General features: G+C 67.3%; 16 protein-coding genes and 3 pseudogenes. 18 read left to right on the top strand and 1 reads right to left on the bottom strand.

Going from position 1 to position 16383, the window contains the following annotated elements:
- Positions 1 to 2 precede the first annotated feature (2 nt).
- The 16 genes and pseudogenes from ACFWDI_RS26045 to ACFWDI_RS25970 all read left to right on the top strand — a co-directional run bounded on the left by ACFWDI_RS26045 (position 3) and on the right by ACFWDI_RS25970 (position 12661).
- Positions 3 to 575, top strand: coding sequence for a hypothetical protein (locus tag ACFWDI_RS26045; protein ID WP_385307265.1), 573 nt, complete (start codon positions 3 to 5; stop codon positions 573 to 575).
- The gene (locus tag ACFWDI_RS26040) at positions 493 to 1155 is read left to right on the top strand and encodes a class I SAM-dependent methyltransferase (RefSeq protein ID WP_385307263.1); all 663 of its coding nucleotides are present in this window, start codon (positions 493 to 495) and stop codon (positions 1153 to 1155) included. Before ACFWDI_RS26045 ends, ACFWDI_RS26040 begins: the two co-directional genes overlap by 83 nt.
- 11 nt (positions 1156 to 1166) lie before the next feature.
- Positions 1167 to 1754 carry a class IV adenylate cyclase gene (locus ACFWDI_RS26035; protein ID WP_385307261.1) on the top strand — a complete coding sequence of 196 codons (588 nt, stop codon included), beginning with the start codon at positions 1167 to 1169 and terminating at the stop codon, positions 1752 to 1754.
- A gap of 19 nt (positions 1755 to 1773) precedes the next feature.
- Positions 1774 to 2148 carry a hypothetical protein gene (locus ACFWDI_RS26030; RefSeq protein WP_385307259.1) on the top strand — a complete coding sequence of 125 codons (375 nt, stop codon included), beginning with the start codon at positions 1774 to 1776 and terminating at the stop codon, positions 2146 to 2148.
- A 227-nt stretch (positions 2149 to 2375) separates the two neighbouring features.
- Positions 2376 to 2610: pseudogene (locus ACFWDI_RS26025) on the top strand (NUDIX hydrolase); the annotation flags it as partial.
- Positions 2607 to 2995: pseudogene (locus ACFWDI_RS26020) on the top strand (NUDIX hydrolase). The pseudogenes ACFWDI_RS26025 and ACFWDI_RS26020, both read left to right, overlap by 4 nt.
- Positions 2996 to 3516: 521 nt before the next feature.
- The gene (locus ACFWDI_RS26015; RefSeq protein WP_385307257.1) at positions 3517 to 3846 is read left to right on the top strand and encodes a hypothetical protein; all 330 of its coding nucleotides are present in this window, start codon (positions 3517 to 3519) and stop codon (positions 3844 to 3846) included.
- A 766-nt stretch (positions 3847 to 4612) separates the two neighbouring features.
- Complete coding sequence (locus tag ACFWDI_RS26010) at positions 4613 to 5818, top strand: tyrosine-type recombinase/integrase (RefSeq protein WP_385307255.1); 1206 nt, start codon at positions 4613 to 4615, stop codon at positions 5816 to 5818.
- Positions 5819 to 6021: 203 nt separating this feature from the next.
- The gene (gene pcaC, locus ACFWDI_RS26005; RefSeq protein WP_385307253.1) at positions 6022 to 7287 is read left to right on the top strand and encodes a 4-carboxymuconolactone decarboxylase; all 1266 of its coding nucleotides are present in this window, start codon (positions 6022 to 6024) and stop codon (positions 7285 to 7287) included.
- Between the two features lie 12 nt (positions 7288 to 7299).
- Positions 7300 to 7932, top strand: coding sequence for an MBL fold metallo-hydrolase (locus ACFWDI_RS26000; protein WP_385307251.1), 633 nt, complete (start codon positions 7300 to 7302; stop codon positions 7930 to 7932).
- A gap of 97 nt (positions 7933 to 8029) precedes the next feature.
- The gene (locus ACFWDI_RS25995) at positions 8030 to 8809 is read left to right on the top strand and encodes an exodeoxyribonuclease III (protein ID WP_385307249.1); all 780 of its coding nucleotides are present in this window, start codon (positions 8030 to 8032) and stop codon (positions 8807 to 8809) included.
- Between the two features lie 58 nt (positions 8810 to 8867).
- Positions 8868 to 9320 (top strand): DUF6278 family protein, encoded by a 453-nt coding sequence (locus tag ACFWDI_RS25990; protein WP_327326899.1) that lies wholly within the window; start codon positions 8868 to 8870, stop codon positions 9318 to 9320.
- A 152-nt stretch (positions 9321 to 9472) separates the two neighbouring features.
- Positions 9473 to 10216 (top strand): amino acid ABC transporter ATP-binding protein, encoded by a 744-nt coding sequence (locus ACFWDI_RS25985; protein WP_327326900.1) that lies wholly within the window; start codon positions 9473 to 9475, stop codon positions 10214 to 10216.
- 15 nt (positions 10217 to 10231) lie between these two features.
- Positions 10232 to 11155 carry a glutamate ABC transporter substrate-binding protein gene (locus tag ACFWDI_RS25980; RefSeq protein ID WP_385307246.1) on the top strand — a complete coding sequence of 308 codons (924 nt, stop codon included), beginning with the start codon at positions 10232 to 10234 and terminating at the stop codon, positions 11153 to 11155.
- A gap of 7 nt (positions 11156 to 11162) precedes the next feature.
- Positions 11163 to 11807, top strand: coding sequence for an amino acid ABC transporter permease (locus ACFWDI_RS25975; protein WP_385307244.1), 645 nt, complete (start codon positions 11163 to 11165; stop codon positions 11805 to 11807).
- The gene (locus ACFWDI_RS25970) at positions 11804 to 12661 is read left to right on the top strand and encodes an amino acid ABC transporter permease (protein WP_385307242.1); all 858 of its coding nucleotides are present in this window, start codon (positions 11804 to 11806) and stop codon (positions 12659 to 12661) included. The genes ACFWDI_RS25975 and ACFWDI_RS25970 overlap by 4 nt, the downstream gene beginning before the upstream one ends.
- A gap of 36 nt (positions 12662 to 12697) precedes the next feature.
- Here ACFWDI_RS25970 and ACFWDI_RS25965 read toward each other — a convergent pair whose 3' ends face one another.
- A complete protein-coding gene (locus ACFWDI_RS25965) occupies positions 12698 to 14299 on the bottom strand; it encodes an alpha/beta fold hydrolase (protein WP_385307241.1) in 1602 nt (533 codons plus the stop codon).
- Positions 14300 to 14413: 114 nt separating this feature from the next.
- Here ACFWDI_RS25965 and ACFWDI_RS25960 point away from each other — a divergent pair.
- Together ACFWDI_RS25960 and murJ are read left to right on the top strand one after the other, a co-directional pair.
- Positions 14414 to 14703, top strand: a pseudogene (locus ACFWDI_RS25960) (peptidoglycan bridge formation protein FemAB); the annotation flags it as partial.
- Complete coding sequence (gene murJ / locus ACFWDI_RS25955; RefSeq protein WP_385307239.1) at positions 14700 to 16340, top strand: murein biosynthesis integral membrane protein MurJ; 1641 nt, start codon at positions 14700 to 14702, stop codon at positions 16338 to 16340. The pseudogene ACFWDI_RS25960 and the gene murJ, both read left to right, overlap by 4 nt.
- The last annotated feature ends 43 nt before the right edge of the window (positions 16341 to 16383 follow it).

Below are 16383 nucleotides of genomic sequence, written 5' to 3'. Positions count from 1 at the left end.
CGATGCTCGCCGCCGCCCGACAGGCCGTACTCGTCGCTACCGTCCCGTTGCTCTACCAGCCGCTCAGACAGGCGGTGGACGAGCGGACGAACGTCGAGGCACGGATGTGCCTCTACCTTTCGGGTCTGTTCATAGCGGCCGAGGAGATCCAGCACCATCTCGACGCCGGCGTCCCGGTCGTCGTCGAGAGCTACTTCGCCCGGTGCCTTGCCAACCACCGGGCCCTGGGCGCCCGGCTCGGATTCACCCTGCCGAGCTGGCTGCCGACACCCGTCACGTACCACCTCGTCTGCGACAACGACGAAAGACAGCTTCGCGTCGCTGGACGAAACAAGCCGGCGTCGCGGTGGGACTCACTGATCGAGACCGTTACGGACCGGGTGACGGACGCCTATGCCTCGTTCCCGATGCATCGCGTCGACACCACGGGGCGCAGCCCCGACGAGGTCCTCCGCGTGATCATGGATACCGATACGCAAGGAGCGCACTCCCATGCAGACACAGAGCCTGTGGGAGCACACCCTCACATTCTTCCCGCAGTTCCTCGCCACGTTGCGGGAACGTGTCGCCCCTGACGCCACCGTCGCGGTAGTCGGCGCGAGCGACGGCAAGTTCGTCTTGCCCCTCGCCGCCGCCGGCTACCACGTCGTCGCCGTCGAACGCGACGCGGTCGCCCTCCACGGGGGCGACGTCCACCTCCCGGGTGACAGCCAGGCACACGCATTGGGCCTGATCGATCGACTGAAGCTCGAAGAACTCCACGAACGGGTACAGGTCGTTGAGGACGACTTCCTCGACGGCGACCCCCTGGGCCTGCAGTGCGAGGCGGTCTGGACAAGCTGCTCGTGGCACTACAGTGCCAACCACCACCGCCCGCTCGCCGAGTTCGTCGACCGCATGCAGCGCCTGGTCCGCCCGGGCGGCGTGTTCGGCGCGGAGTTCATGATGCCCGTCGAAAGACGCCACCACATGATCGAGCACTACACCTCCCCAGAGCGCCTTCACCGCCACTTCCTCGGCGACTGGGAGGTCCTGCTCACCCTGCGCACCACCGAGTTCACCGAGCGGCCCCACGTCGGCCAGCTGCACGACCACACCCACTGCATGGGCCTGCTGCTTGCGGCCCGGACGTCCACCCTTACCGACCACTTCTGAGAGAAGGCCCCATGAAGCACGAGTACGAGGCGAAGTTCCTGGCCGTGGACGTCGCCGGCCTCCAGGCCAAGCTGACCGCCCTCGGTGCCGTCCAGGCGTTCCCCCGCACGCTCCTCACCCGCAAGATCTTCGAGAACGACTCCCTTGACGGCGGGGCCTGGATTCGGCTGCGTGACGAGGGCACCCGCTCGACGCTCACGCTCAAGCAGGTCACCGACGCCACGACGATCGACGGCACCAAGGAGATCGAGACCGAGGTCACGGACCTGCACGCCATGGCCGACATCCTGCGCCGGGTCGGCCTCACCGAGGTTCGGTACCAGGAGAACTACCGCGAGGAGTGGCGCCTGGGCGAGGTCGCCTTCGACTTCGATACCTGGCCGGACCTTCCCACCTTCCTGGAGATCGAGGGTCCCGACGAGGCGTCGGTGCGCCAGGCCGCCGAGCTGCTGGACCTCGACTACTCCGAGGCCCGGTTCGGCAGCGTCGACGAGATCTACAAGAGCGAGTCCGGCCGCGACATCCTCGCCGAACCCACCCTCCTGTTCTCCGAGGCCGAGAAGCAGGAGGACGCTTCTCCTACGGCCCAGGACCGTTGATCACGGAGGCAGACGAGCGATGCTGACGGAAGTCGCCTTACAGCACAGGGTGATCCCCGGGATCGCCGAGTTCGCCCGCGGAGGACTGCTCGCACCGGCGGCCACCGACGACGGCAACGAATGGGTCGACGGATTCTGCTGGCTCTACTGCGGGCAGCGGTGGACGCGCGTCCTGTGGATCGGCCCCGCCAGAGTCGCCGGGGCCCAAGCGCCGATGTACGCGTGCGGCGCCTGTATCGGCGAGTTGCAGGAACGGGTCTGGCAGTCCTTCTTCAACGAGGGCCGCCAGGCCGGTTCCACCCGGCCGAGCGAAGCCGCCGCAGTGGGACAGTCGACCTCCGGCAGGAGAACCGGCAAGCACCGGGGCCAGAGCAGGTTCTTCCGCCGAGGTTAAGCCCCCGCCCTGGTCACGCAGGTGCCCGCTGTACCCCGCAGCGCGAGCCCCGTGGCCAGGGCGGGTCTTGGTGTGGACGCTTTCGGCGGAGGACTGTCCAAGACGAACGACCCGATGCTTCCCACTACCTGCGGCGTCGGTCGACTCGGATCGGACACAACGGCAACGGCTCCAACATGCGGAGAGTGAGCGGCTGACGAACCAGAGACCACCACGATGCGCGAAGCGACGCGACAGGAGTCCACTGCGCGGTACGGAAGCACCTCGGGAACCGCCGTGCACGCAGCGACCGGCGTCCTGTGCGAGTACTTCCTCTGTGAGTACCTGGCCGACGAGTCCGCCAACAGCGACACGGCCGAGAACATCGACGTGATGTGGGTCCCCAGGAACGCGGTGCCCCGCTTCATCTCCGTCGATACGATCTTCCCACCCATCCTGGCCGTCTTGGAGGAGGAGACGTGACGCAGCAGAACACGGACGAGCGGCCAGGTGTCGCCGCCGCCATCGGGTTCGCCGCCGGGTGAGTGAGGGACAGCTCTCCTGGCAGTTCCCGGCTGGCGAGGTCGAGCCCGGTGAGGAGCGCGAGGACGCCGCCATACGGGAGACCGAGGAGGAGACAGGGCTGACCGTGGCGGCGGTCAAGCTGCTCGGCGAACGCGTTCACCCGAAGACGGGCCGCCTCATGTCGTACACCGCCTGCCAGATGCTGAGCGGAACCGCTCACGTCGCAGACACCGAGGAGCTGGCCGAACTTGCCTGGGTCGCCCACAGTGACATCCCGGAGTATGTGCCCTACGGACTCTTCGAGCCGGTACAGGAGTACCTCGACGGTGCCATGCCGTCCTGAGTCGCCCCAGAGCTCTTCGGCGTCTCGTTCGGTGGGCAGCGCAGTGTCGTCAAGCAGACGGCTATCCGTGTCGGTGACGTCTTGGTAGTCGTCTCGGGAGCCCGCGGGGGAGTACGCGAGATATACCTCGCCCATGCTGCCGGAGCCGAGCTCCCGAGCCACCGTATAGCGGCCAATCTGAGTGGGGCTCCCGCTCATGAGCTCAGTCCACGCCTTTCCACGTCAGCATCTGTTTGGGCCACCTATTCCGCTAGTTTGCCTGGTTTCCGAGCACTCTCGGCAACCAGTCCCGTCCCAGTGACCATGAGAAGAAGGAGAGATGGCCGTGATCCAGGCTCTCAGGGACTGTGTGACCCCGAGCGCCGGACGTTGGCTTGAAATCGGTGTTTTGCATGCCCATGCCCAGAAGTGCGATCGCCTTCACGGTTCAGGCCCGCTGGCAGCAGCTCTGAGCCATGCAGGTGGCACGACACACGCCCGATACATCCCACCGATGCTTTCCTGCCGCCACAGGTGCCGGGTTGGTAATCGTCGAACACCGTGCCGACAACTCGATCGCTGTCCAGCTCCTGGAGCTCACCAACGTCCCCGCCGCCCAGCGCCCGCTGCGCATCGAGCTGGGCGTTCTCGGGGCGCTGGGAGGTGGCTGCCGCACCGCCTGCTCCGCGCACGCCGCGTACGACGACGCCGGCACCCAAGTGCACGTCATCGCCTCCGTGTTCGCCCCCGAGGGCGGCACGGCGGTGAACGTCAAATTCGCCCAGCCGGCCGGAGGCGACCAGGCCGTGGTCGACAAGGTCGCTCAGAGCCTTCGTGACGGGGGCGCCGGCACGCTCCTCCCGCCCGGATAGGTCCGGGGCGGCGCACGTCTCACGCGGGGCGTTGGCAGGGTATTCGCCCACGGCAGACGAGAAAGAGCCCCAAGGGACTGGAACCACCCCGGTGACCATGTCAACGTACAACCTCCCCGGAAAACACCAGGTCAGAGACACTCCATGCGGTGCAGATGCCAACCGTTCCGGCATCGTCCTCCCTCTCCTGTCTCGCGCCACGGTCCCTACCAAGGAGGTCCACCTGCCGAAATCCGCACTTCGATCGGCCCGCGTCACCGCACCGATCCTCCCCGCGCTCGGCGCCATCAACGCATGGACCGCTCAGACGAAAGCCGACTACGACGCCCTATCCACAGCCCTGTGCCTCTGCGTTTGCGCGGCCGGCCTGTTCGGCGAGGATCTGGCCCAACGCGGGTATCGCCAAGACCTGATGGTGCTCGCACATGTCGCGGCCCACCCAGATGCTGAGACCCGTGGCATTGCCCAAGCCGCCGGTGCCCCCGAACGCGTCGTGACCCGTAACCCTCAGCCGACTCACCGAGGACGGGCTCGTGGCCCTGGTCGAAGACGACGTGCACCCCGCGCTCAGGTCCTACCGACTGACCTCGTAGCCCTCGAATGCGGGGCGGAATATAGGCCACGATCCCCGGTTACCGAAACCGGGGATCGTGCAGACCATTGAGGGAGTTCGTACGCGGCTGTGCTTGGCGGTGGAGCCGTAGCGGATGGTGCCGCCAGTTCGCCTAGGCGCCGTTGTGGAGATATGTCCGCCTGTTCGAGGAGAGTGAGTGTTCTGCCCGATCCCATCAAGAAGCTTCCGCCGAACTCGAAGGGGAAGGTTAGATACCGATTTGTTGTCGACGTAGGAATCGACCCTGAAACTGGGAAGCGTAAGCAGTTGAGGCGCACCTTCGACTCCTTGAAGGAAGCTAGGGCTGAGTACGCGAACATAACTAATCGGCGGCATGAGGGGTCGCTTGTGCCGCCCAATAAGATCACCGTGAATGAGTGGCTCGATCGATGGCTGGCCATGAAGGCGGAAGACCTCGAAGAAACCACCATCTACAACTACAGGATTACCCTTGACCGAGTTCGTGGGAGGCTCGGCAATATCCGCCTCCAGGACCTTACTGAAGAGCACGTGGAAGAGTGGAGGGACTGGGTGCTGGCGCATGGCCGTGTGCGTGGCAAAAGGGCCGGAACGTCGCTCAGTGTCACGAGTGTGGATATGAGCCTCGCTCGGCTGAAGGAAGCGCTGGGGAGAGCTGTTGCCCGGCGATTGTTGTACGTCAATGTCGCTGCCCACGTGACAATTCCCCGGAGGGCGCGCAAGGAAGAGCGGAAGGGGAAAGAGGAGGTGCCGCCCTGGAACGTCCAGGAGGTTCAGAAGTTCATCCATGGCATTAGGGATGAGCGTCTCTATGCTGCGCTCCTTCTTTCGCTGATGGGGCTTCGTCCAGCTGAAGTCTGCGGCCTCCGGTGGGAAGACGTTGACTTGGAGAACGCCACGATCGTTATTGCCAACACGCGCACGATGATGGGTAACCGGTACGTGGTGGAGAAGGACACCAAGTCTCTTGCGGGTGAGCGGGATCTGCCGCTGCCAGCTCTGGTGCTGGGCGCCCTCAAAGCATTCCGGGCTCTCCAAGCCGAGGAGAGGCTCGCTCTGGGGGAGGCGTACACGGTGTCCGGCTATGTGCTGGTGCACGAGGCGGGCGATGCCTTCACGATCAAGCAACTTCGCCGGCGCGCGTACCGGCTTATGGAGCTTCTCGGGCTCCGTCGCGTCAGGCTCTACGACGCACGCTCGTCGTGCTTCACCTTCTTGGCCAACAACGGTGTCCCGGATCACATCCTCGCGCGATGGGCCGGGCATACAAATATCAAGACGACCAAGCGGTGGTACGTCAAGCCGGATGTAGAGGATCTTCGCGGAGCCGCCACCACTTGGGATGCCCTGCACGGGGTTGCGGTGGAGGGGCAAGCGTGAGCCATGCGGACTACCAGCCGAACGACTTGCCGAGCCGTATGGCCAGCAGGATTGAGGTGGGTTCGGAGTCCGGCTGCTGGTTGTGGATCACTCTCGTCGGCAGGTCCGGCAGCGCCGGAGCGGGACACGGCCCGCTGGGTCCACCCCCGGCGATGTGACATCTCGTGACAGATGAGAGGGTCAGGCGGGTGAGTGAGACACCGATGAACACCCTGCAATACCGCTTTGACGGGCCAGAAGACGCCCCGGTCCTGATCTTGGGTCCCTCACTGGGTACCACATGGCACATGTGGGACCGGCAGATTACCGAGCTCTCCCGCCGGTGGCGGGTGTTCCGGTTCGACCTGCCCGGCCACGGCGGCGCGCCCGCCCATCCCGCCACCGCCGTCGCCGAGCTCGCCGACCGGCTGCTCGCGACCCTTGACGAGCTGGGCATCCAGCGCTTCGGTTACGCGGGCTGCTCCATCGGCGGCGCGATCGGCATCGAACTGGCACTGCGCCAACCGCAGCGCGTGGCCTCCCTCGCACTGGTCGCCGCCTCGCCCCGGTTCGGCACCGCCGACGAGTTCCGCCAGCGTGGTGTGATCGTCCGCACCAATGGCCTGGACCCGATGGCGCGCACCGCGCCCGAGCGCTGGTTCACCCAGGGCTTCGCCTCCGCCCAGCCCGCGATCGTCGAGTGGGCCGTCCAGATGGTCCGCACCACCGACCCCGGCTGCTACATCGCCGCCTGCGAGGCGCTCGCGGCCTTCGACGTCCGCGGCGAACTCGGCCTCGTCGGCGTCCCCACGCTGGTCCTGGTCGGCTCCGAGGACCAGGTCACCGGACCCGCGGAGGCCCGCACGCTGGTCGCCGGGATTCCGGACGCCCGGCTCGCGCTGGTCCCGGGTGCCTCCCACCTCGCCCCCGTCGAGCAGCCCGCCGCCGTCACCGATCTGCTCGAACGCCACTTCTCCACGGCGTGGCAGGACACGCTGTCGGCCATTCCGGCGCCGCCGGTCGCGCCCGCGATCTCCGCACCCGTGGCGCCCGTCGCCGAGATCGCCGCGGCCTCGCCCGAGCAGCCGCAGGCCGTGCGGACAGGGCGCCCCGACCCGTACATCGCCGGGATGAAGGTGCGCCGCGAGGTTCTCGGCGACGCGCATGTGGACCGGGCGTCGGCCGAGGCCGACGACTTCACTGGCGACTTCCAGGAGCTGATCACCCGCTACGCCTGGGGCGAGGTCTGGACCCGCGAGGGCCTGGACAGACGCACCCGCAGCGTGGTGACGCTGACCGCACTGGTCGCGGGCGGACATCTGGACGAGCTGGCCTTCCACACCCGCGCCGCGCTGCGCAACGGACTGACCCCCGCCGAGATCCGGGAGGTCCTGATCCACGCGGCCGTGTACTGCGGCGTCCCCGCGGCGAATTCCGCCTTCAAGGTGGCCCAGGCCGTGATCCAGCAGGAGACCACCCCCGAGGCGTAGCAGGATGGGGGCATGAGGCTCACGAAGAAGACGCATGCCTGCATCCGGCTCGAGAAGGACGGGCAGACGCTCGTCATCGATCCCGGCACCTTCAGCGAACAGGACGCGGCCATCGGCGCGGACGTCATCCTGGTCACCCATGAGCACCTCGACCATTTCAACGAGGACCGGCTGCGCGCCGCCCTCGAGGCGAATCCGGCAGCCGGGATCTGGACCCTGCGGAGCGTCGCCGAGAAGATCTCGGCGGCCTTCCCGGGCCGCGTCCACACGGTCGGCCACGGCGACACCTTCAGCGCGGCCGGCTTCGACGTACAGGTCCACGGCGAGCTGCACGCGGTGATCCACCCGGACATCCCGCGGATCACCAATGTCGGCTTCCTGGTGGACGGTTCGGTCTTCCACCCCGGCGACGCGCTCACCGTCCCGGACCACCCGGTCGAGACGCTGATGATCCCGGTACAGGCCCCCTGGAACAAGATCTCCGAGGTCATCGACTACGTACGCGAAGTGAAGCCGCAGCGCGCCATCGACATCCACGACGCGCTGCTCACCGATCTCGCGCGGCCCATCTACGACAGCCAGATCGGTGCCCTGGGCGGCGCGGAGCACGGCCGGCTGGCCCCGGGCGAGGCGACCGATCTGTGACGGCCACAACCCTGACTGCCACGCCCTGACCGGCCCCCTGGCTGCCCCCTGACCGCCGCACCGCTCACTGTCAGACCCCCCGGATAGGCTGTCGGGCATGCGCATCGCCACCTGGAACGTCAACTCGATCACCGCTCGGCTGCCCCGGCTGCTGGCCTGGCTGGAGAGCACCGGCACGGACGTGCTGTGCATCCAGGAGACCAAGTGCACCGAGGAGCAGTTCCCCGCCGACGAGCTGCGAGAGCTCGGCTACGACTCCGCGGTCAACGCCAACGGCAGGTGGAACGGCGTGGCCCTGGTCTCCCGGGTCGGCCTGGACGAAGTCGTCAAGGGCCTGCCCGGCGGACCGGACTACGGGGGTGCGCAGGAGCCGCGGGCGATCTCCGCGACCTGCGACGGCGTCTGCGTCTGGTCGGTCTATGTGCCCAACGGCCGCGAGATCGCCCACGACCACTACGCCTACAAGCTGCGCTGGCTGGAGGCGCTGAAGGCCTCGGTGGCCGAGGACGCGGCGGGCGAGCGTCCGTTCGCGGTCCTCGGCGACTTCAATGTCGCACCGACCGACGAGGACGTCTGGGACCCTGCGCTCTTCGAGGGAGCCACGCATGTCACCCCGGCCGAGCGTGCGGCGCTCGCCGCGCTGCGCGAGGCCGGGCTGTCCGATGTGATGCCCCGCCCGCTGAAGTACGACCGTCCGTACACCTACTGGGACTATCGCGAGCTGCGCTTCCCCAAGAACAAGGGCATGCGTATCGACCTTGTCTACGGCAACGAACCCTTCACCAAGGCGGTCAAGGACAGCTATGTCGACCGCGAGCAGCGCAAGGGCAAGGGTGCCTCGGACCACGCACCTGTTGTTGTCGATCTGGACATCTGACGGCGGTTGACGCGCGCCCTGTGGTGCGTACGGCAGCGGGGATGCGAGGCTGAGCAGTATGAACATCCCTTTCTTGGACAACTGGCTCAAGCGCCACGGCGGTGACCTGGAGGAGATGGCGGTCACCGCCGGAGCCGAGAACGACCCGGAGAGAGCGGCGGCCATCGCCGAGCTGCTCTCCGAGTGTGAGCTGCTGCGTGTCCGAGCGGGGCAGGCCGGGCTCGAACTGGACGACTCCCCGGCCTCGTTGACCGCCCTCGACCAGTTGCCTCCGCGCTGGCGCGACGACCCGGAGGAGCTGCCCTGGCTGGGCAACGACGCGGGTCTCTACCTCGGCACCGTGATCGTCCGTACGGTCCCCGGCGCGACCTGGCACATCTGGCCGGCCGGCCATCCCGTGGTGCGGCTCGTCTCCGGTCGCGAGATCGGAGTGGTGGAGGCGGGTCTTGACTGGGCGGTCAATGGAGCGCCCGAGCTCTCCCAGGTGTACGCGGAAGCGGCTGAAGCCTGACGTCGCACCGGGCTCGCCGGCCCGGCGACGATCATGGACGGCCGTACTTAATACGGCTTATGCACCATTTATGCGTGTCGAGTGCGAAGTCTCTTATCGGGCTGGATAGTTTGCGCTGACCTCGACACAGCTGAGAGTGGGTGGGGCAACGTATGGCCGTCGATCCGTTGATCGAGCTGCGTAACGTCAACAAGCACTACGGACAGTTGCACGTTCTCCAGGACATTGATCTCACCGTCGGACGCGGTGAGGTTGTTGTGGTCATCGGCCCCTCCGGCTCCGGCAAATCAACACTCTGCCGTACGGTCAACCGGCTCGAGACGATCGAGTCGGGTCACATCAGCATCGACGGTCAGCCGCTGCCCGAGGAGGGCCGCGCGCTCGCCAAGCTCCGCGCCGACGTGGGCATGGTCTTCCAGTCCTTCAATCTCTTCGCCCACAAGACCGTGCTGGACAATGTCTCGCTCGCGCCCGTCAAGGTCCGCCGCCGCAAGAAGGAGGAGGCGGACAGGCGCTCCCGCGAACTCCTGCAACGCGTAGGCCTCGCCGACCAGGCCGAGAAGTACCCGGCCCAGCTCTCCGGGGGCCAGCAGCAGCGCGTGGCCATCGCCCGCGCGCTCGCCATGGACCCCAAGGTCATGCTCTTCGACGAGCCGACCTCGGCCCTCGACCCGGAGATGATCAACGAGGTGCTTGAGGTCATGCAGCAGCTCGTCCGCGACGGAATGACCATGGTCGTCGTCACCCACGAGATGGGCTTCGCCCGGTCCGCCGCGAACCGCGTCGTCTTCATGGCGGACGGCCGCATCGTCGAGGACCGCACCCCGGAGGACTTCTTCACCAACCCCGAGAGCAACCGTGCCAAGGACTTCCTCTCCAAGATCCTCAAGCACTGACGGGGGTGAGGACTCATGATGCGTACGAGACGTATGAGACGTGCTCTCGCGGTGCTGGCGCTCGTCCTGGCCGTCGCCGCCACCGCGGCCTGCGGAAAGGAGGGCAGCCCGCCCGTCAAGGGCCCGCAGACCGACCGGCTGCCGCGGTACACCGTGGCCACCGGCTTCCAGCTGCCCGACTCACCGACCTGGAACAAGGCCAGAAAGCGCGGCCATCTTGTCGTCGGCGCCAAGGAGGACCAGCCCTACCTGGGCGAGAAGGACCCGGCGAGCGGGCGCTACACCGGGTTCGACATCGAAATCGCCAAAATGGTCTCCGCCTCACTGGGCTTCGACCCGAACACCGTCCAGTTCATGACGATCGCCTCGGCGAACCGTGAAACCGCCCTGCAGAACGGGCAGATCGACTACTACGTCGGCACCTACACCATCAACGACAACCGCAAGAAGCTCGTCGGCTTCGCAGGCCCGTACTACCTGGCCGGCCAGTCCCTCCTCGTACGGGCCGACGAGCACGACATCAAAGGCCCCCAGGACCTGGCCGGCAAGCGCGTCTGCTCGGCCGCCGGATCGACGCCGTACCAGCGGATCGCGGCCGACTACCCGAAGGCCGACCTCGTCGCGTACGACACCTACTCCATCTGCGTGGACAACCTGCTGACCTATCAGGTCGAGGCCGTCACCACCGACGACGCCATCCTCACCGGCTACGCGGCCAAGGTGCCTGAAGAGCTCAAGGTGGTCGGCAAGCCCTTCTCCGAGGAGCCGTACGGCATCGGTGTCCCGCGCAGCGACAACGCCCTGCGCTTCGCCATCGACGACGCTCTCGAGGCCAACGAGAAGAACGGGAACTGGAAGAAGGCCTACGAGGCGACACTCGGCCTCTCCGGAGTGCCGGCCCCACAGCCGCCACCGATCGACCGCTACCCGGCGAGCTGAGGACACCGTGTACGTACTGATCGACAACTTCTCCCTGTACTCCAAGGGCTTCTTCGGCACCGTCAAGCTGACGGTCTATGCCTCGCTGCTCGCCCTGGTCCTCGGCTTCATCATGGCCTCCTTCCGGATCGCGCCCGTCCGCTCCCTCCGGGCGCTGGGCACGGTGTGGGTGACCGTGCTGCGCAACACCCCGCTGACGCTGCTCTTCTTCGCCGTTCTGCTCGGCCTGCCGCGCTTCGGACTCGTCCTGCCCTTCGAGCTCTTCGCGGTGATCGCGCTGGGCTGCTACACCTCCGCGTTCATCTGCGAGGCACTGCGCGCCGGCATCAACACCGTGCACAAGGGACAGGGCGAGGCGGCCCGCAGCCTGGGCATGAACTTCGGCCAGACCCTCAACAACGTCGTCCTGCCACAGGCATTCAGGAGCGTCATCCCGCCGATCGGCTCCACGCTCATCGCGCTCGCCAAGAACTCCGCGATCGCCGGCGCGTTCAGCGTCACCGAGCTGCTCGGCACCTACAAACCCCTCAGCGAGCTGGGCTACAGCATCATCTGGACCTTCGTCTGGATCGCCGTCGGCTACCTGATCATCACCCTGACCATCAGTGCGCTGTTCAATGTGCTGGAGAAGCGCTATGGAGTCGCCCGATGACCGATTCCACCGCCCTCTACGACATCCCGGGCCCCAACACCCGCAAACGCCACCTCACTTACGGTGTCGTCTCGACTGTCTTGGTCGTGGCGCTGTTCGGCTGGATCGTCTATCTGCTCTTCGACACCGGACAGTTCACCGCGACCAAGTGGACTCCGTTCGAGTACAAGGGCATTCAGGAGCTGCTGCTGCGCGGACTTGGCTACACACTCATGGCCTTCGCCTACGCTGCGGTGCTCTCGCTCGCCCTCGGCGGAGTCCTTGCCGCCGGCCGGCTCTCCGACCACCGGCCGGTGCGCTGGGTGGCCACCGCGGTGGTCGAGTTCTTCCGCGCCATGCCCGTACTGGTGATGATCTTCTTCATCTTCGTTGCGCTGAAGGTGCAGCCGCTGCCCGCGCTGGTGGCCGGACTGACGCTCTACAACGGCTCGGTCCTCGCCGAGGTGTTCCGGGCCGGCGTCAACTCGGTCGACCGTGGACAGCGGGAGGCCGCGTACACCCTGGGGATGCGCAAGACCCAGGTCATGTCATATGTCCTGGTTCCACAGGGAGTTCGCGCCATGTTGCCGACGATCATCAGCCAGCTGGTGGTGACTCTGAAGGACACCTCGCTCGGCTATCTGATCACCTATGAGGAGTTCCTCCACGCGGGCAAGCTCATCGCCTCGAATCTCGACTACGATTTGCCGTTCATCCCTGTGGTGATGGTGATCTCGCCTATCTACATCGGGATGTGCATGCTGCTCTCCTGGTTCGCCAACTGGATGGCCAGGCGACAGCGGCGCAACCCGAAAACAGAGGCCGCGGATGTCGCCCCGGCCGAACCAGGGACGCTGCTGCCGGGTGTGCAGTAGCTCAGGGGCAATGGCCCGCCCGGCAGCAGCCGGTGATCACTTCTCGTGCAGCGGGACCGACAGATATGACGGGTCGGCTGCGGACGAGGAGAAGGTCAGCTGCGCGCCGGACGGGTTGTGCTCGATGTAGAGCGGGTCGACGGTGTCGACGACCAGGGCGAGACGGTGGCCGGCCGGTACGTCGTAGGCGGTGGAGAAGAGCTCCAGGTCGACGGTGAACGGCTTTCCGGGTGTCTCGCCGTGGAAGGTGTACGGCGCGTTGCTGACCAGCTTGCCGAGGCCGAGCGGGCCCACGTCGTAGAGATACGCGACGAGGGTGCCGCTCTCCTTGGTGCCGGTGACCGTGGTGTGCAGCTTCGTGGTGCCGCGCACCCGCTGCTCGGAGCCGTACCGCTCCGACTGCCAGACGGCGGCGAAGGGGCGCGGCAGCAGTGGGATCCACGCCATCGGGGGCACCTTGGCGAACTGGTCCAGGATGCTGGAGAGGAAGATGATCCCGCCGTCGGCGCCCGAGTCGATGTTGGCGTGGATCTTCTTGGTGCCGTCCAGCTCGATCTTCCGCTCCGTCGCCGCCACCGACTTCCAGTCCGGATAGCTCTCGTACGCGCCGGTGGAACGGGACTTGAGGCGGACCGGCTGCTCGCGCTCGACGCCGTTGTCGACGCCCTTGAGATAGTGGTCGAGCCAGCGATGGGCGCTGGTCCAGGTGTCGTTGGGCAGGCCGAACAGTCCCGTGCCTTCGGCCGTGGCGTGGTCACCGGGGCGGAACTCCAGCCGCTTGGGGCCGGTGAGCTTCTCGTAGAAGTCCGCGTACTGGTTGGGTGGGAAGATCGTGTCGCCCCAGGCGTTGCCGAGCATGATGGCGGCGCCGTTGGCGTTGATCCGGTCCAGATGGGTGAGGGGGGAGCGCTTCTTCCCCCAGGCGATCAGTCCCGGTTCCTTGCTGACGTCGGCAGAGAAGAAGTCCGCCGTGATCCGCTGGAACTCCTCGCTCGGCCGACCGGTGAGATACCCCGCTCCGGCGAGCATCGCCGTTGCCTGCAGATGCTGGGTGCGGCGGCTGTAGATGGACTCGACGAGGTCGGCCCAGCCGCTGAGCGCCGCGACCGCCTTGATCCGCTTGTCGTGGCCGGCGGCCAGCAGACAGATGCCGGCGCCGTACGACATCCCGGCCATGCCGACCTTGGCGGGGTCGGCAGGGGTGTTCGCCAGCGCCCAGTCGATCACCTTGGACACGTCCGCGATGTCGGGCGGACCGGCCACCTCGATTTTGCCGCCGGACTGCCAGAAGCCGCGGACGTTGTAACTCACCACGACATAGCCCGAGTCGGCGAGCTGCTTGGCCTGGGCGAGGTATTCGATCTGGGGCAGGCCCCAGCTCGTGGGCAGCACGATCACGGGGTACTTCCGTGTGCCGTCGTCGTCGGCGGGCGTAACGACATTGGCCTTGAGTACGGTGCCGCCATCACCCTCGATGTCGACGAACTGTACGTCCGGGGCGGCGGATGGGGCCTGAACACCGGCCGTCCGGGCAGCGGGTGCCACCCCGGCGGCCGCCCCTACGGCCGGTCCGGCGAGAAGCGCCAGGGAGACCGAACCGATCGCGGTCGTGCGCAGAGCCTTGCGCGACTGTCCCACGGGTCACTCCTCACTCGTGTCAATGCAAAGTGACCCGACGGTAACCTGGGGGACTTACTTGAGGTAACTACTCGGTAAGTTACGCGAGGGTAACGATTATTGGACGTCGTGTCAGTGGGAGTGGAGTCCGGCGCCTGCGTCGGCCGTCGCCGCGAGGTTCACCCCAACACGCCCTGCAGTGGCTGATGTTGCGCGGTGCCCACGACCTCGGCGCCGACGGCCACGTCATGCGCGGGGTACCCTCCACCCTTGACGATGGTGATCGTCTTTTCGGGCCGGCGCGCTGCAGGCTCGGTACCGGAGGCCAGGTCGTCGAGACCCCCGGCGAGTGGGAGAGACCAGTGGGCGGAGCCACCGACAACGCGCTGTACCGCGCCTTCCGGGCGTGTACGGCCCGCCGATGACGGCCACCGTCGAGGCGCCGGCCGCGCGGCCCGCGTCCGTACTGCGCAGCGGCGCCGCGATGGCCGCCGGTTCCATCGTCTCCCGGGCCACCGGATTCATACGCTCCGCCGTCGTCGTCGCGGCCCTTGGCACCGGCCTCCTCGCCGACGGCTACACGGTCGCCAACACCGTCCCGAACGTCCTCTACACCCTGCTCATCGGCGGAGCGCTCAACGCGGTCTTCGTTCCCGAACTGGTCCGGGCCGCCAAGGAACACGAGGACGGTGGAGCCGCGTACACCGACCGGCTGCTGACCGCCTGCACCGTCGCACTGCTGCTCATCACGGCCGCGGCCGTCCTCGCCGCGCCGTCGCTCGTCGCGTTCTACACCGACTACACGGGCGCGCAGGCAGGTCTGACCGTGGCCCTCGCCCGCTACTGCCTGCCACAGATCCTCTTCTACGGTCTCTTCACCCTGCTCGGACAAGTACTCAACGCCCGCAGCCGCTTCGGCGCGATGATGTGGACGCCGGTCCTCAACAACCTTGTCGTCATAGGGGTGTTCGGGCTGTACCTCGGGGTCGCGGCCGGCAGCGGCGGCACACTCGGCCAGTCCGAGGCCCGGCTGCTCGGCTGGGGCACCACGGCCGGCATCGTCGTCCAGGCGCTCGCGCTGATCCCCTCGCTGCGCGCGGCCGGATTCCGCTGGCGGCCGCGCTTCGACTGGCGCGGCAGCGGGCTCACCCGGCCGCTGCGGTCGGCCGGCTGGCTGTTGCTGCTCGTACTGACCAACCAGTTCGCCTACTGGGTGGTGACCCGGCTGTCGACGTCCACCGCGAAGCACGCGGTGGAGGCGGGACTTGCGGGCGGGGCCGGGTACACGGCGTACACCAATGCCTATGTGCTGTGGGCCGTTCCGCAGGGCATCGTCACTGTCTCCCTCGTCACCGCGCTGCTGCCGCGGATGAGCCGGGCCGCGGCCGACAGCGATCTCCCGGCCGTCCGGCGCGATGTCTCGTATGCGCTCCGCTCCAGCGCGGCGGTCGTGGTCCCGGCGGCCTGTGCGATGTTCGCGCTGGCGCCGTGGGTGATGGGGAGCGTCTACGGGTACGGCAGGACCGGGCCGGACGACATCGCGGTGATGGCCGGGATGCTGATGGCGTTCGCGCCCGGACTGATCGCCTTCTCAGGCCAGTACGTGCTCTCGCGCGGCTTCTACGCGCTCTCCGACACCCGCACCCCCTTCTTCCTCAATCTGGTGATCGTCGGGCTCAACGCCGGGCTCTCCGTGGGCGCTTATCTGCTGCTGCCCGCGCGCTGGGCGGTGACCGGAATGGCCGGGGCGTACTCGGTCGCGCTCTTCGCGGGCTTCGCCGTCACCGCGTACACCCTGAACCGCAGACTCGCGACCGGCGGCCGGCCCGCGCTGCTGCGCTCGCCCGGCCTGAGGATGCACGGACGGCTGCTGCTCGCCTGCCTGCCGGCGGGCGTGCTCGGATACGCGGCGGCCCGGTTCGCCGACGCTGCCGGGGACTTCGCGGCGGCGGGCGCCGGGACGCTGACGCTGGCCGCGGTCGTCGCGCTGCTCGCGCGTCCGCTGGGCCTCACCGGAATCACCGCACTGCTGACCGGCGCCCGCCGGCGCCTGCGCCGCTGAACCACGCCGAATCGCCGGAAGACACCACCGAGGTGACCGCCAC

It is taken from the genome of Streptomyces sp. NPDC060064 (genome assembly GCF_042736455.1).
Lineage (GTDB): Bacteria > Actinomycetota > Actinomycetes > Streptomycetales > Streptomycetaceae > Streptomyces.
This window is presented reverse-complemented; position numbering and strand designations above follow the sequence as displayed.